This window comes from Aeromicrobium sp. (assembly GCF_049586495.1).
In the GTDB taxonomy this organism is placed as follows: Bacteria; Actinomycetota; Actinomycetes; order Propionibacteriales; family Nocardioidaceae; genus Aeromicrobium.
Window position 1 is genome coordinate 1 of the sequence record NZ_JBAVCB010000049.1, and the last position, 15,638, is coordinate 15,638.

Below are 15,638 nucleotides of genomic sequence, written 5' to 3' on the forward strand. Positions count from 1 at the left end.
CTGCGTCGCCTTGAGCGACAACGAAACGCGCTCGCGGTCCATGTCGACGTCGAGCACCTCGACGGTGACCTCGTCACCCACCTGAACAACCTCGTTCGGGTGATCGATGTGCTTCCAGGACAGCTCCGAGACGTGCACCAGGCCGTCGACGCCGCCGAGGTCGACGAACGCACCGAAGTTGACGATCGAGCTGATGACGCCCTTGCGGACCTGGCCCTTCTTGAGCTCGGTCAGGAAGTTCTGGCGGACGGCCGACTGCGTCTGCTCGAGCCAGGCACGGCGCGACAGGACCACGTTGTTGCGGTTCTTGTCGAGCTCGATGATCTTGGCCTCGATGGTCTGACCGATGTACGGGTCGAGGTCGCGCACGCGGCGCATCTCGACCAACGACGCCGGCAAGAAGCCGCGCAGACCGATGTCCATGATCAGGCCGCCCTTGACGACCTCGATGACGGTGCCTTCGACGACTCCGTCCTCGGCCTTGATCTTCTCGATGTCGCCCCAGGCGCGCTCGTACTGGGCGCGCTTCTTGGACAGGATCAGACGGCCTTCCTTGTCCTCCTTCTGGAGAACGAGGGCCTCGACCACGTCGCCCATCGCGACGACGTCATGGGGGTCGACGTCGTGCTTGATGGAGAGCTCGCGGGTGGGGATGACACCTTCGGTCTTGTAGCCGATGTCGAGGAGGACCTCGTCACGATCGACCTTGACGATGGTGCCTTCGACGATGTCGCCGTCATTGAAGTACTTGATGGTCTTGTCGATGGCGGCGAGAAAGTCTGCCTCGTCGCCGATGTCGTTGACCGCAACCTGCGGTGCCGCAGATGGAGTTGCGATGCTTGTCATATAGGGATTGCTCCGATGGATGGATGAATAGGTGGACACGCCAACGACACCGTGAATCGTGATGCCCGTGCCCGCTCGGTATGGGGCGTGAGCGGCCGTTGGCGCGTCTCAATCGTACGCGCCCTGCCGTGCTACGAGAAGTTCGGGGTCAGGAATGCGGTCAACGCCTGGGTGTACAGATCGACGTCGGCAGATCCCATGAGCTCGCGAGCCGAGTGCATCGCCAGTTGGGGGGCCCCGACGTCGACCGTGAGCATGCCGGTGCGGGCAGCGCTGAGCGGACCGATCGTCGATCCGCAGGGCAGGTCGGCGCGGTGCTCGTACCGCTGCAGCGGAACCCCCGCTTGGTTGCAGGCGCTCTGGAACTCCGCAGCGCCGGCAGCATCCGTCGCGTAGCGCAGGTTGACGTTGATCTTGAGGACCGGGCCTCCCCCGACGGTGACGACGTGCAGGGGTTCGTGCCGGTCCGGGTAGTTCGGGTGGGTGGCATGGGCCATGTCTCCGGAGGCACACACCGAGCGAGCCACCATGCGGTGCAGGTCGTCACGGCCTCCGCCACGGGCCAGGACGACCCGCTCGAGCACAGTGGCCAGCAGATCGGACTGGGCACCGCGTTCGGACGTGCTGCCGATCTCCTCGTGGTCGAACAGCGCGAGCACCGGCACCACGCCGTCGACCGGCTCGGCGGCCAGAAGGGCCTTCACACCCGAGAAGCAGGTGCCCTGGTTGTCCAGACGGGGTGCGGACACGAACTCCCCCGACGAGCCGGTCAGTCTGCTGGGGGCGACATCATGCGTCATCAGCTCGAAGCCGAGCACGTCGTCGGCCAAGATGCCTGCCCGGTCAGCGACCCAAGGCAGGAACCGGCCCGACCCCGTGGTCCAGATGGCGTTGAGGTGACGCTGGGGGTCCAGCTCGACAGAAGTGCGTTCGGCCGACAGGTGGATGGCCAGCTGGGGCACCCGCAGCACGGGCTCGTCGATCCGCACCTGCACGAGTCGACCGTCCCGTAGAGCGAGACGCCCGGCGACCCCGAGATCGCGGTCCAGCCACGAGTTGAGCCATGCGCCGCCATAGGGCTCGAGCGCCACGACGCCCAACCCGTTCGACGAGTGATCGTGGTGCTGCTTGATCCGCAGATTCGGGCTGTCGGTGTGACCGCCGACGACCCGAAACCGGTCAGCCGGACCGCCCGTCGCGGCCTGGCTGTTCCAGGCGATCAACGACCCACCACGGATCACGAAGTAGCGGCCCGCAGCAGCTGGGAAGGCATCGGCTTCGGCGACCGCGGTGTATCCGGCCGACTCCAGAGCACGCGCCACAGTCGAGCACACGTGAAACGGCGTAGGTGAGGAGTCGATGAAGGTGCACAAGTCGGCTGCAGCGGTCATGCGATCAGCCTAGAGGTCAGTGGGTCTGTCCCAGACACGCCAACGGCGCCGCGGACCGGAAGGTCCACGGCGCCGTGTGGGCGTGATGCGATCAGATCAAGACCCGTCGCCGGACCGCAGCCAGACCGCCTGCAGCACTGAGCAGCAACGCTGCCGCGGCTGCACGCTTGGCGTTGGCCGAGCCTGCGCCTTCCTCGCCTGCGAGCTCGAACTTGAACGCGGTCAGCGCCGTGGCGCCTTCTGGGCTCCCGTACGGCTGAGCGGTCGCTGCCCGTGCAGCCCCCGCCTCGATCAGCGCATACTTCAGTCCAAATTCGCTCGCGGTGGCATCGCCGACGTTGATCAGCTGCGAGGTGCCCTCATCAGACAGCTTCTGGGCGCCGTCGGGCAGATCCGGTGCGCTTGCTGCAGCCTGCCCGAGACCGTCAGCCAGCTGGGCCGATCCGTCAGCGGCATCGCCGAGGCCCGAGGACAGCTGTCCCGCGCCATCGGCCAGCCGGGTCGTGCCATCCTTCAGGTCGCCGGCACCGGAGTCGAGCCGTTTGGCGCCGTCGGTGAGGTCACCCGTCCCGGCCTTCAACCTGTTCGCGCCAGCGGACAGCTGGTTCAGTCCGTCGACCAGCTCGCCACCCTTGTCCTGCAGCTGCGCCAGTCCCGCGATGATCTGCGACGTCCCTCCGCGGAGGGTCTCGCTGGGTCCTGGAGTGCCGACACCAGCCGCGACCTTGCTGTTGAGACCGGCCAAGCCTGCGTCGATGTTGTTCAGACCCGGGAGCAGCTGAGCGTTGATCTTGCCCTTGCCGCCGTTCAAGCCTGAGATCACGGCGTCGAGCGTTCCGTTGATCTGTCCCTTCTGAGGTGCGGTCGCCTCTGACGCGGTCACCAGAGCCTTGACACTCTGCAGACCGCCAAGAGCATCGTTGATGCCCGCCACGAGATCATTGCTGATTCCGTAGGTCACGGTCGCCACACCACCCCGGAGGGTCGACGTGTCACCGACGGTCGGGCTGCCGACTCCCGCGTTGACGTCACCTTGCAGCTTCGTCAGACCAGCGTCGACCTTCTGTGCGCCAGCAGTCAGCTGTGCGACACCGTCGAGAAGTTGCGGCCCGCCCGCCTTCGCTGACGTGAGACCGTCGGACAGATCGCCAGCGCCCGCATCCAGCTGGCCAGCGCCGGACTTCAGGTCACCGGTGCCGCCCTTGAGCTTCGAGGCTCCGGCATCCAGGTCGCCCGCGCCTGCAGCGAGCTTCTGGGCGCCGGGGACGGCCGTGCCGTTCAATCCGGCGCTGAGCTGATCGGCACCGTCCTTGAGCTGGAAGATGCCGGCCACCAGCTCGCTGGCACCGTCTCGAATCTTCAAAAGATTCTCATCGATCGTGATGGCGCCCGCCGTCAGGTCGGCGCCGCTCTCGGCACCGCCCAGGTAGCTGGCAGCACCGCCCTTGAAGGACGGAGATTCCAGCGGGTTGATCGGCAGCATCGAGATGCTGGCGCTGGGAATCACACCGCCGGAGATGCGGGACGTGTATCCAAATGACGCGCGGTCCGAGCCGATCGGCGGGAACAGGGTCATCGTGAATGACAGCTGGGTTCCTCCGCGCCCGTCGCCGGCGGCATTGGCCTCGGCCGACTTCACCTGAGTGAAGTTCGAGGGAAGCGTGGTGGTCAAGGACCCGACCATGGGGATGACCACGGAATTGGCACGAGACTGCTCGACCCCCTTGCCGTCGGGGAACGTGACGTCCTGCTGCACGCCGGTGGTGTTGACCACCTCGTAGAGAACTTCCAGATCGCCGGACTTGCCGACCACGTCTCCGGGCTGCACCTTCTTGCCGTCGAGCGTGTAGGACACGCTGACGTCGACCGGGAGGTCCTTGGTGTAGTCCGAGACCGATCGGAGTCGCTTGACTCCGTCGACGTCGGTCTTGACGCGCATCGTGTCCTCGCGCACCGTGAACCCGCCAAATCCGTCAAGATTGCGGAGGCCCTCGGTGGACACGGGGTTGGAGATGTCGACGTTGCCCGTGCCGCGCAGCACCAGCTGTTCGTAGATTCGCTGGGCGTCGATCTTGCCCGACGCGTCCATCAGGACCTGCACCGTCTCGGTGTTGCTGATCGTGACGTCGCCATCAACAGTGTTGGCGGCGAACGCACCCGGAGCCATGTACCCGGCTGCAGCCATGGAGACTCCGGCCACCCCGACCAAGGCCGCGCGGCGGCGGTTGACGGCGCTCATGCCGACGCTCCCGCCGTGTGGCGGGATTCGAACTCGATGAGTTCCTCGTCCCACTCCTGCGACTCGGCGATGTCCTCGCCGAGCAAGACCGAACCGATGACGCCCATGGCGATCGAGAGAAGGACTGTGGTGGCGGCAACAGGCGAGTCAGTCACGAACAGCGACGGAGCAGCGGCGTAGGTCTGCTCGTACGCCCCGACGAGTGCCGCCGAGCCGACGAGCAACCCCCACAACGGGAGGCGGTTCTGCGAGGCGATGGCCAGCAGCATGGCTGCGGCGATGACGCCGAAGACGACCACAGCGCGGGCCGTGGCGGTGTCCGGCAAGATGGCCGCTCGCATGGCGTAACCGATCCAGGCAAGCCCGAAGCCGAAAGCGAAGGCGATGATGCGCTCGCCCAGCGTGCGGTCCGGCACCAGCCCGACCACCGCTCCGAGTGCGACGCCCAACAGCGCGACGTGGTCGAGATCAAGACCGAACAGATGGCCGAAGCCGATCGTCAGTGCTCCGAAAAGCGCCAAAAGGGCGCCCTTGAGTAAACGTGAATGCATAACAATATGCGGCGACCGTGATGTGCTCCCTCGCACATGGATGAACCGGTGCCGACTCCCTGCACCTATTTGAACATCAAACTAGGTGAATCTCGCAATCGGAGCACACGCCCCCCCTGCCCCCGGTGCGTTGCCCGGTGCAGTGCACGGAATGCGACACGTAGGCTGATCGGCGTGACCGACGACCAGACACAGCCGGTGTCGACACACGGCACGCTCGTCGCTGCCGGCATGGTCGGGATGAACGTGGCGATCTACGTCTTCAACATCGTTGCGGCTCGGCGGCTGCTGCCCGAGGACTTCGGCGCCTTGACCGCCATGTTCAGTGTCATCCTCGTGGGCAACGTCGCTGCACTCGGCCTGCAAGCAGCCATCGCGCGGCGCATCGCGGTCGAGCCGGAGCACCGGGTGGAGCTCGTGGACGCCGTCGTGCATGTGGCCACCCTCGTGTCGATCGGCGTCGGCGCCATCGTGGCACTCACGTCGATCGTGCTCACGCCCGCGCTGAAGCTGGCCTCGCCCTGGCCGGTCATCCTCTGTGGTGCCACCCTGGTGCCCCTGACGATCATGGGCGCCCAGTCCGGAGTCGCGCAGGGCACCCAGCGATGGAAGATGCTCAGTGCGATCTACGCCGGCAACGGGCTTGGGCGCATGATTGGCGGCACGGGTGCGCTGTTGATCGAACCGTCGGTCACGTCCGCCATGATCGGCATGGCCATGGGCTCGTGGGCGCCGGTGCTCGTGGGTTGGCGCATGCTCGAACGCAGGTCGTCCGTCAGCAGCAGAGGGCGTCGACGTCCTCTGCTGCGCGAGGCGCAGTTGTCCACCCATGCACTACTCGCGTACTTCGTGCTCAGCAACATGGACGCCCTGATCGCGCGCAACTCCTTCGACGAACGCGACAGCGGACTGTACGCCTCGGGGCTGATTCTGGCCAAGGCCGCGCTGTTCTTCCCCCAGTTCGTCAGCGTCGTGGTGTTCCCGGATCTGGCGCGCGCCACGACGGCTGCAGCCAAGCTGCGCGCTGTGGCGCTCGTCGGCGGATTCGGCGTGCTGGCGGTGACGATCACTGCCATCGCGTCCCCCATCGCGCTGATCGTCGTGGGTGGCCACCGATACGGCGAGATCGAGAGCCGTTTGTGGCTGTTCGCGCTCGTGGGCTCGATGCTGGCGATCGTGCACCTGCTGGTGTTCGACGCCTTGGCTCGACATGCTCACGGTGTCACGCCCCTGCTCTGGGCCGGCGTAACGGCGGTGATCGCGATTGCCTACGGATTCGACGTGCACATCACCGGCCTGGTCCTGACCATCACCGCGGTGGCCGCCGCACTGATCGTCGCCTTCCTCGTCGTGCCGAGCCTGCGGCAACCCAGATCAGTGAGCGGCTTCGTGCCAGGTGCGCCCGGTGCCCACGGAGACGTCGAGGGGCACTGACAGATCGGCCGCTCCAGCCATCTCGTCACGCACGATCTGCTCGACCTGCTCCAGCTCACCAGGTGCGACCTCGAGCACCAGCTCGTCGTGCACCTGCAGCAGCAGGCGCGACGACAACGATGCCTCGCTGAGGGCTCGCTGCACGCCCAGCATGGCCACCTTGATGATGTCGGCGGCCGAGCCTTGGATCGGGGCGTTGAGCGCCATGCGTTCAGCCATCTCGCGGCGCTGACGGTTGTCGCTGATCAGGTCGGGCAGGTAGCGGCGGCGTCCCAGGATGGTGGCGGTGAAGCCGGTGGACCGGGCCTCGTCGACCACGCCATGCAGGTAGGCCTGCACTCCCCCGAACGTCTCGAAGTAGTCGTCCATCAGCGCCTGGGCCTCGCTCGTGGTGATGCCGAGCTGCTGACTCAGACCATAGGACGAGAGACCATAGGCCAGGCCGTAGTTCATGGCCTTGATGCGAGCACGCAGTCCGCCATCGATGTCGCTGGGCTCCCGCTCAAACACCTTGGCCGCCATGACGGTGTGAAAGTCGTGACCCGAGCGAAACGCCTCGATCAGGTCGGCGTCCTCGGACAGATCGGCCATGATCCGCATCTCGATCTGGCTGTAATCGGCAGTGAGCAACGTCTCGTAGCCCTGCCCCACCACGAACGCCTCGCGGATGCGCCGGCCGGACTCGGTACGGATCGGAATGTTCTGCAGGTTCGGATCGGCCGAGCTGAGCCGACCGGTGGCCGCGATGGTCTGGAAGTACGTGGTGTGGATACGTCCGTCCGGGGCCACCGTCTTCTGCAGACCCTCGACGGTCTGACGCAGCCGGGTGACATCGCGGTGCGCCAACAGGTGCTGCAGGAACGGGTGTTCGGTCTTGGCGAACAGCGTCTGCAGCGCATCGGCGTCCGTGGTGTACCCGGTCTTGGTGCGCTTGGTCTTGGGCATGTTGAGCTGCTCGAACAGCACTTCTTGCAGCTGTTTGGGCGAACCGAGGTTCACCTCGCGGCCAATGACGGCATACGCCTCCTGAGCGGCGGCCAGCATGGTCTCGGTGAACTCGGCGTGCAGCGTGTCGAGGTGGTCGGTGTCGATGGCAATGCCGTCGCGCTCCATGCCGGCCAGGACGACGAGCAGTGGCAGCTCGAGATCGTGCAGCAGCGAGAGCGACTCCTGCTGGTCGAGCTCGTCGTGCAGGACGCCCCACAGATCCAAGGCGGCCCTGGCCCGGTGCACCGCGACGTCTGACCCTCCGTCATCGTCGAAGCTCAGCTGCCCCGAGTCGTCGTCCCCCGCGATCAGCTCTCGGTGCAGGTAGCGAACCGACAGATCGGCCAGGTCGTAGGCGCGCTGGTCGGGCTTGACCAAGTAGGTGGCCACCGCCGTGTCGGCGGCGACCCCCCTCAGATGCCATCCCTGGGCGGCGAGGGCGTGCGCCTGGCCCTTGGCGTCGTGCAGCACCTTGCTGCGGTCGGGGTCGGCCAGCCACGCAGCCAGAGCAGCCTCGTCGGCTGGCTCCAGCTGCTCGACATCGATCCACACGCCAGCGCCCTCACTCGACGCGATGGCGACTCCCTCGGCCCGCGCACCGACCGGTTTGGCGACGCCCGTGACCTCGAGCCCGACCGTCACGCCGGTGTGCTGGTCCAGCCACGCGCTGAGCGTGCCGGCGGCCGGCCGCTCGACCGTGACGACGACCGCAGCCTCGGCGGTGGCGGACTCGTCGCCACCACCCAGGTAGTCGAACAGTCGCTCACGCAGCGCTGCGAACTCCAGCGCGTCGAACACCCGGTGGATCGCATCGCGATTCCACTCGGTGCTGAACGTCAGGTCAGCTGGCTGGGCTGGGAGGTCCAGATCGCAGACGAGTGCATTGATGCGTCGGTTGCGCAACACGGAATCGAGGTGCTCGCGCAAGGACTCTCCTGCCTTGCCGGGCACGCTCTCGACATCGGCGACGAGGGCGTCGAGGGTGCCGTACTGGGTGATCCACTTCGCCGCCGTCTTGGGGCCGACGCCCGGGACGCCGGGCAGGTTGTCGCTGGTCTCGCCCACCAGTGCGGCCAGATCTGGGTAGTGGTCGGGGGTGACGGCGTACTTGTCGACGACCGCGGCGGGGGTGAAGCGCACCAGATCGGACATGCCCTTGCGCGGGTAGAGCACGGTGGTCGACTCGGTGACGAGCTGGAACGCGTCACGGTCTCCCGTGACGATCAGGACCTCCATGCCAGCGGACTCCGCCTCGGTGGCCAGAGTCCCGATGATGTCGTCGGCCTCGAAGCCGTCCTTCTCGAACGAGGTGACGCCGAGGGCGACCAGGACATCCTTGATCAGCGGGATCTGACCGGAGAACTCCTCAGGCGACGTGGTGCGGTTTCCCTTGTAGTCGGCGTACTCCTCGGTGCGGAACGTGCGGCGGGAGACGTCGAAGGCGACCGCGACGTGGGTGGGCTGCTCGTCGCGCAGCACGTTGATGAGAATCGACGTGAAGCCGAACACCGCATTGGTGTGCTGGCCGGTGGTGGTGGCGAAGTTCTCGACGGGCAGGGCGAAGAAGGCTCGGTAGGCCACTGAGTGACCGTCGATGAGCAGCAGGCGATCCACGTCGTCGACCCTAGACCCCACCTCAGACGGGCGAGGGCTGGGACTCAGCGGGCTCGCTCGGGGCGCAAGGCATCCTGGCGGCGGCGCAACGTGCGGCGCACCGCGATCAGCTTGCCGGTATCGCGCGAATGGGCCTTGGCCCCGAGTCGCGACTGCAACTTGGTGGGCGAGATGGCGCGCAGGACGGCGATCTGGCTGAAGCCCAGCTTGGTGAGGTAGCGATGTGGTTCGCGGGCCTGCGCCGGGATGGCCGCCACGACGATCTGGCAGTGGTGTTCCTCGCCGTAGGCCGAGACGGCGGACAACAGGCTTGATGCCACGGACCGACGGCGGAAGCGGGGGGACACCTGGATCTCCGTGACCAGCAGCACCCTGGTCAACGAGATGGGGGTGAGCGTCGTGAGGTCGCACACGGTGGCGCCCACGATCTCGCCCTCGATCAGGGCCACGATGATGCGTTTTCCGGGCAGCGCAAGATTCAGGTCGATGGCTTCGGCGGCCTCTGGAACGCCCGGTTCACGCCACAGGGACTGGTGGGTGAACGCCTCGACTCCTTGGTCCGTGCCAGCGTCAGCGCACTCTGCCCACAGTCGCACGAGCGCGGCCGCATCCTCGCGGTCGACGTCTCTCAACACGATCTGCGGCCGGGTACCCATGGTCGGTGACCCTACACACCGGACTGTTGGACCATGTCCCGGTCTCGTCGTAACCCAACTGTCACCCGCAAATGCGCAATGCGACGCATCTGACTCCCGCAGTTGGTTATAGTCCCCACGTCGGCCACTCACGATCGACGGACACCACTCGACAGGAGTCCTTGTGCACTTGCGACCAGCGGCGCTGATAGCAGCGATCCTGGCCGGTTTCATTCTGCTGGCACCCATCGGCGCTCATGCCGACGAGACTCCCGCACCGGCCACCCCCACACCGTCCGACACGGCGGTTCCCGCGGACCCCAACGTTGCCAATGAACCACCCCCGGACGCCGAGTTCTTCATCTCGGTGACTCTGCTGAACAGCGCCGACCGGGATGCCGAGGGCAACGCAGCCCCTGTCCCCGGGGTCACCCTCGACGTCAAGAAGGACGGCGCGCAGGTCGGCACTGGTGTGACCGGCCCAGAGGGTCAGGTGTTCATCGTCATCCCCAGCGGCGGCGAGTTCACCGTCGAGCTCGACAAGGGCACGCTGCCCGAGGGCGCTGAGCTCAGTGGTGCAGCCTCGACCGAACGCACCATCAAGGTGCTGCTGTCCGGCGGCACCAACGTGCAGTTCCAGATCGGTGTGCAGGAGGTTGAGTCAGTTGCCTTCTCCAAGAAGTTGTCCCAGTCGGTGGTCAACGGCCTCAAGTACGGCTTGATCATCGCGCTGGCCGGCCTGGGTCTCTCGCTCATCTTCGGCACCACGGGCCTGACCAACTTCGCCCACGGCGAGCTGATCACCTTTGGCGCGGTCATGACCTACGTGTTCAACCGCGGCTTCGGCCTACCGGTCATCGCCGCCGGCGCCCTCGCCGTCCTCTCCTCGGCTGCGTTCGGCTTCATGCAGGACAAGGGCCTCTGGGGTCCGCTGCGCAACCGCGGCAAGGGCCTGATCGCGACCATGATCGTCTCGATCGGCTTCGCCCTGCTGATGCGCAGCATCTTCCAGTACACCTTCGGCGGGTCGACCAAGACTCTGTCGCAGTTCGTGGCGCAGCGATCGGTGTCGTTCGGCCCGGTCCAGATCGCGCCCAAGGAGATGGCCATCTTCGCCATTGCCATCGTGGCGCTCGCGCTCGCTGTGGGTGGTCTGGCCCAGACCCGGCTGGGCAAGGCCATGCGGGCCGTCTCGGACAACCCGGCGCTGTCCGCCTCGTCGGGCATGCGTGTCGACAGCGTGATCACCTCGGTGTGGGTCCTTGGCACCGCGCTCACCGGCCTGTCCGGCGTGCTTCTCGCCATCGATCGACAGGTCAACTTCCAGATGGGCTTCAAGATCCTGCTTCTGGTGTTCGCCGCCGTCACCTTGGGCGGTCTCGGCACCATCTACGGCGCCCTGATCGGATCGATCATCATTGGTCTCGTCTCCGAGGTCGGCCCCCTGTTCGGCGTGCCAGCCTCGATCAAGGACGTCGGGCCGCTGTTGCTGCTCATCCTCATTCTTCTCGTGAGACCCCAGGGCATCCTGGGCCGAGCCCAACGGATCGGATAGGGGTCCCCATGGACATCGCAACAGTCATCGACGCAGCCGTCTCCCAGGCGCTGGGACCGCAGGCCATCGTGTTCGCGCTCGCCGCCATCGGGGTGAACATCCAATTCGGCTACACCGGACTGCTCAACTTCGGTCAGGCCGGATTCATGGCGATCGCTGCCTTCGGTCTGGCCGTCAGCATCGTGAAGTTCGACGTGCCGTTCCTGCCGGCCATCGTGATCGGTCTGTTCATGACGGTGCTGCTCTCGCTCGTTCTCGGTGTGCCAACGCTCCGCCTTCGGGCCGACTACCTGGCCATCGTCACGATTGCGTCCGCCGAGGTCATCCGTCTGATTCTCGGCGCGGTCGAGTTCAAGAGCCTCTTCGGTGGATCGAACGGACTGACCGGATTCGCTGGCTCCTTCCAGAGCATGAATCCCTATGACTCCGGGCTCGACATCCAGGTGGCCTCCTGGAGCCGCAACGACCTGTGGTCGCTCACCGTCGGCTGGGCCCTGGTGGCCTTGGGCTGCCTGCTCGTCTGGTCGCTCATGCGCAGTCCCTGGGGACGCATCCTGCGATCGATCCGCGAGGACGAGGACGCCGTGCGGTCGCTGGGCAAGAACGTCTTCGGCTACAAGATGCAGTCGCTGATTCTCGGCGGACTGTTCGGTGGTCTCGCCGGTATCTTCCACATCCTGAAGCAGGGCTCCGCCGTGCCCACCGACTTCAACACCACCTTCACGTTCTTCGGCTACGCCGCCCTGCTGGTCGGTGGCGCGGCTCGCGTGCTCGGTCCCGTGGTGGGATCGATGATCTTCTGGTTCCTCGTGGCCGGTCTCGGAGCCGTCTTCGGGCAGCTCACGTCGGGCTCCGATCCGATTCTGCCCACCTGGCTGATGACCAACACCCAGGCCAGCCTGGTGCGCTTCGTCGTGCTGGGTGGCGGACTGATGCTGCTGATGATCTACCGACCACAAGGAATCTTCGGCGACAAGAGGGAGATTGCGATCGATGCCCGATAACACCCCCGCCGCCGACGCGGCACACGACCAGAGTCGCGCCCCCGGGTCGCCGACCGTGGCAGCCACGGCCCAGGCCTTTCTCAACGACGTCGCCCACGAGCCGGGAGCGGCCAAGCCGGATCCGATCGTCAAGGGCAGCAACATCATGCGTCAGTTCGGTGGCCTCAAGGCCGTCGACGTCGAGCACATCGAGGTCCAGCGCGGCGTCATCACGGCCCTGATCGGGCCCAACGGTGCCGGCAAGACCACCTTGTTCAACTTGTTGACCGGCTTCGACGAGCCCGACACCGGCGAGTGGGCCTTCAACGACCGCGCGCTCGCCAAGATGCCGGCGTACAAGGTGGCGCGGGCCGGCATGGTCCGCACCTTCCAGCTCACGAAGGTCTTGTCGAAGCTGACGGTGATCGAGAACATGCGTCTCGGTGCCACCGGGCAGCGAGGCGAGAAGTTCTGGTCCGCTCCGTTCAAAGGGTTGTGGGGCAAGCAGGAGGACGAGATCACGACTCGCGCCGACGCACTGCTGGCGCGCTTCAAGCTCGACGCCAAGCGTGAGGACTTTGCAGGCTCGTTGTCCGGTGGCCAGCGCAAGCTGTTGGAGATGGCGCGTGCCCTGATGGTCGACCCAGAGCTGATCATGCTCGACGAGCCCATGGCTGGCGTGAACCCGGCCCTCAAGCAGTCCTTGCTGGGACACGTGAAGTCACTGCGAGACGAAGGCCGCACGGTGCTGTTCGTCGAGCACGACATGGACATGGTGCGCGACATCTCCGACTGGGTCATCGTCATGGCCCAGGGGCAAATCGTCGCCGAGGGAACTCCCGCATCGGTCATGGCCAATCAGGCCGTCATCGACGCCTACCTGGGCGCGCACCACGACACTGACCTCACCCAGATCTCCCCTGAGGAGATCGAAGCCGAGGCCCAAGCTGAACTTGACGGCAAGGAGCAGAAGTCATGACCGAGGCCGCCACCAATGTCGAGCGCGAGAAGCATCTGGCGAACGCCGAGGGTGCCGTTCTTCGAGCCGACGACTTGATCGCTGGCTACCTGCCTGGCGTCAACATCCTCAACGGTGCTGATCTGTACTGCCACACAGGTGAGCTGGTCGGCATCATCGGCCCCAACGGTGCCGGCAAGTCGACGCTCCTCAAGGCCATGTTCGGCCTGGTCAAGATCCATGAGGGCGTCGTCACGCTCAAGGGCGGCGAGATCACCAATCAACGCGCCGACCAGCTGGTCACCAAGGGCATCGGCTTCGTGCCGCAGAACGACAACGTGTTCCCGAGCCTGACCATCGAGGAGAACCTCGAGATGGGTTGCTACCAAGAACCCAAGAAGTTTCCCGAACGATTCGACTTCGTGACCGGGATCTTCCCGCGCCTGGGCGAACGCCGCAAGCAGCGCGCCGGACAGCTCTCCGGCGGCGAGCGACAGATGGTTGCCATGGGGCGGGCGCTCATGATGGACCCGTCCGTGCTGCTGCTCGACGAGCCGTCAGCGGGACTTTCCCCCGTGCTGCAGGACGAGGTGTTCGTGCAGACGCGCAACATCAACAAAGCGGGTGTCTCGGTCGTCATGGTCGAGCAGAACGCCGCTCGCTGTCTCCAGATCTGTGACCGCGCCTACGTGCTGGACCAGGGCACCACCGCTTACTCCGGCACCGGTCAAGATCTTGCCAACGATCCCAAGGTCATCGAGCTCTACCTCGGCACCTTGGGCAAGTCGGACGACTGACCGCCGACGAGTCACGCAAGCCCGCTGACGAGTCACCCCGGCCCGCTGACGAGTCACTCACCACCATCGCGGGATCGGCGTGACGCCGAGGATGTCTCCAAGTTCTTGCTCGAATCGCGGACTCGTCCCGAAGATGTCCTTGTACTGCGCGACCACGATCGTGTAACCGGTCGCGGTGAGCAGACGCCGGCGCTCCGCGTCGTGCTGCTCGTCCCGTGCTGCGGTGTGGAAGCCCCGACCGTCATACTCGACGGCGACCATTCGACGCCGATAGGCCAGGTCCAAGAACCGCTGCCGACCGGCAGCATCCTCGACCTCCACCTGACTCTCGGGCTTCGGGAGGCCGGCATCGATGATCCGCAGCCGCGTCCACGACTCCCCCGGGCTCGCCGCCCGAGGATCGATGTATTCCGCCAGAACCCGGGCCTGACGGATTCCGCGATAGCCCTTGAGGTCAACCAAGTAGTTGCGGACCTCCATCGGCCGGATCGCACCAATGCGAGCGAGGCCGTCGACGGCTGCCAAGGCGTGGGGACGCCACTGCTTGCGCAGCAAGTCGGCTGCTGTCCGCACCGGGTGGGTCACTGCAAGGCCATCCACCTCCACCACGTCAGCCGACGAGATCAACGCTTGGCGGCACCTGATGCCGCTGACTCGCGATCTGCTCTGCCCATGCGGAACGACCCACCGAGGCACGAACTGGTGCCTGTCGCTCGGCCGATGCACGTCGGCGCCCCAGACCCATGCAGCCGTCTCATCGCTCACGACAGCGTGCGCCGGAACTACGAGCTTCGCCGCGGCCACACGCGATTCCAGCGAGTCTGGCAATCTGGCGTCCTGATACACGCGGTCGAAGATGCGGACCACCTCGCCGCACGAAACGGCAGACCGAAACGCTGAACGATCTAGTCCCACCTGTCCGTGATCGCGGTGAAGAAACGGTTGGCCGTCATTGATTAGATGCGCCATCGAGACATTTCAGTCGAGACGCGCTGTGAAGGCCGTCGCCCGTCCACAGACTCGGTCTACATGACTCGTCAGCGGGCCAGGGTGACTCGTCAGCGGGCCTACGGGACTCGTCAGCGGACGCAGAACGGCCCCGATGCCGAAGCACCGGGGCCGTCCCGACTACGTGGGTTCAGCTCAGATCAGTTGCCTGATCAGATGCTGCCGGAGATGAACTCCACCGCGTTGTAGTTGTTGTCGGCGTCGTACTCGTAGATGCCCACCGAGGCGGCCGTGGGGCTGCCCGTCTTGCCGAGCTCGATGGGTCCGGAGACTCCGTCGTAGTCGATGTCGGCATTGGCGTCAGCCTCGAGCAGCTTGGCGCAGTCGGCGAACGTCGTGCACTTCTCGCCACCCTCGGTCACGCTGGGCAGCTTCGCGGCGATGGACTCGCCTGAATCGTCACCAGCGGCGATGGCAGCCAGCGCCGAGGTGATCACGGCGTCGTAGGACTCAGCTGCGTAGCTGAAGACCTTCAGGCTGTCGTCGACCTCGAGCAGGTTCTTCTTGAAGTCGCCCTTGGCCTCGGCACCGGGGATGGTGCCCTTGGTGCCCTCGAGCGTGCCCGGGGGCAGCGGCGTCGTGGCGTCCTTGGCGTAGCTGGCGGTGTTGCCGTCGACGAAGTACGTCGGAACGGCCTGCG

The 15,638-nt window shown here is 65.8% G+C and carries 12 protein-coding genes and 1 pseudogene; 5 read left to right on the forward strand and 8 right to left on the reverse strand.

What is annotated here, in order from left to right:
• The 4 genes from WB508_RS02600 to WB508_RS02615 all read right to left on the reverse strand — a co-directional run.
• Window positions 1-846 (reverse strand): S1 RNA-binding domain-containing protein (locus tag WB508_RS02600; protein WP_423843318.1); only part of this gene is annotated, 846 nt, incomplete at its 3' end.
• A 131-nt stretch (window positions 847-977) separates the two neighbouring features.
• Window positions 978-2,237, reverse strand: coding sequence for a M18 family aminopeptidase (locus WB508_RS02605; protein WP_423843319.1), 1,260 nt, complete (start codon window positions 2,235-2,237; stop codon window positions 978-980).
• A 91-nt stretch (window positions 2,238-2,328) separates the two neighbouring features.
• Window positions 2,329-4,476 (reverse strand): hypothetical protein, encoded by a 2,148-nt coding sequence (locus tag WB508_RS02610; protein ID WP_423843320.1) that lies wholly within the window; start codon window positions 4,474-4,476, stop codon window positions 2,329-2,331.
• Window positions 4,473-5,027: a hypothetical protein gene (locus tag WB508_RS02615; RefSeq protein WP_423843321.1), complete on the reverse strand. Its 555-nt coding sequence runs from the start codon at window positions 5,025-5,027 to the stop codon at window positions 4,473-4,475. The genes WB508_RS02610 and WB508_RS02615 overlap by 4 nt, the downstream gene beginning before the upstream one ends.
• Window positions 5,028-5,201: 174 nt before the next feature.
• Here WB508_RS02615 and WB508_RS02620 point away from each other — a divergent pair, with 174 nt between their 5' ends.
• On the forward strand, window positions 5,202-6,461 hold the full coding sequence (locus WB508_RS02620; RefSeq protein ID WP_423843322.1) for a lipopolysaccharide biosynthesis protein: 1,260 nt from the start codon (window positions 5,202-5,204) through the stop codon (window positions 6,459-6,461).
• Here the strand turns inward: WB508_RS02620 and polA are convergent.
• Window positions 6,402-9,062: a DNA polymerase I gene (gene polA, locus WB508_RS02625; RefSeq protein WP_423843323.1), complete on the reverse strand. Its 2,661-nt coding sequence runs from the start codon at window positions 9,060-9,062 to the stop codon at window positions 6,402-6,404. The genes WB508_RS02620 and polA overlap by 60 nt on opposite strands.
• Before the next feature lie 44 nt (window positions 9,063-9,106).
• On the reverse strand, window positions 9,107-9,718 hold the full coding sequence (locus WB508_RS02630) for an N-acetyltransferase family protein (protein ID WP_423843324.1): 612 nt from the start codon (window positions 9,716-9,718) through the stop codon (window positions 9,107-9,109).
• Between the two features lie 163 nt (window positions 9,719-9,881).
• On the opposite strand from WB508_RS02630, the gene WB508_RS02635 reads away from it, so the two are divergent.
• The 4 genes from WB508_RS02635 to WB508_RS02650 are packed head-to-tail and all read left to right on the forward strand — an operon-like array spanning window position 9,882 to window position 13,990.
• Window positions 9,882-11,252, forward strand: coding sequence for an ABC transporter permease subunit (locus WB508_RS02635; protein WP_423843325.1), 1,371 nt, complete (start codon window positions 9,882-9,884; stop codon window positions 11,250-11,252).
• An 8-nt stretch (window positions 11,253-11,260) separates the two neighbouring features.
• Window positions 11,261-12,256, forward strand: coding sequence for a branched-chain amino acid ABC transporter permease (locus tag WB508_RS02640; protein WP_423843326.1), 996 nt, complete (start codon window positions 11,261-11,263; stop codon window positions 12,254-12,256).
• Window positions 12,246-13,214: an ABC transporter ATP-binding protein gene (locus WB508_RS02645; protein ID WP_423843327.1), complete on the forward strand. Its 969-nt coding sequence runs from the start codon at window positions 12,246-12,248 to the stop codon at window positions 13,212-13,214. Before WB508_RS02640 ends, WB508_RS02645 begins: the two co-directional genes overlap by 11 nt.
• Window positions 13,211-13,990: an ABC transporter ATP-binding protein gene (locus WB508_RS02650; RefSeq protein WP_423843328.1), complete on the forward strand. Its 780-nt coding sequence runs from the start codon at window positions 13,211-13,213 to the stop codon at window positions 13,988-13,990. The genes WB508_RS02645 and WB508_RS02650 overlap by 4 nt, the downstream gene beginning before the upstream one ends.
• A 57-nt stretch (window positions 13,991-14,047) precedes the next feature.
• On the opposite strand, the gene WB508_RS02655 is transcribed toward WB508_RS02650, so the two are convergent.
• Both WB508_RS02655 and WB508_RS02660 read right to left on the reverse strand, forming a co-directional pair.
• Window positions 14,048-14,590, reverse strand: coding sequence for a hypothetical protein (locus tag WB508_RS02655; protein ID WP_423843329.1), 543 nt, complete (start codon window positions 14,588-14,590; stop codon window positions 14,048-14,050).
• A gap of 560 nt (window positions 14,591-15,150) precedes the next feature.
• Window positions 15,151-15,638 (reverse strand): annotated as a pseudogene (locus tag WB508_RS02660) (ABC transporter substrate-binding protein); the annotation flags it as partial.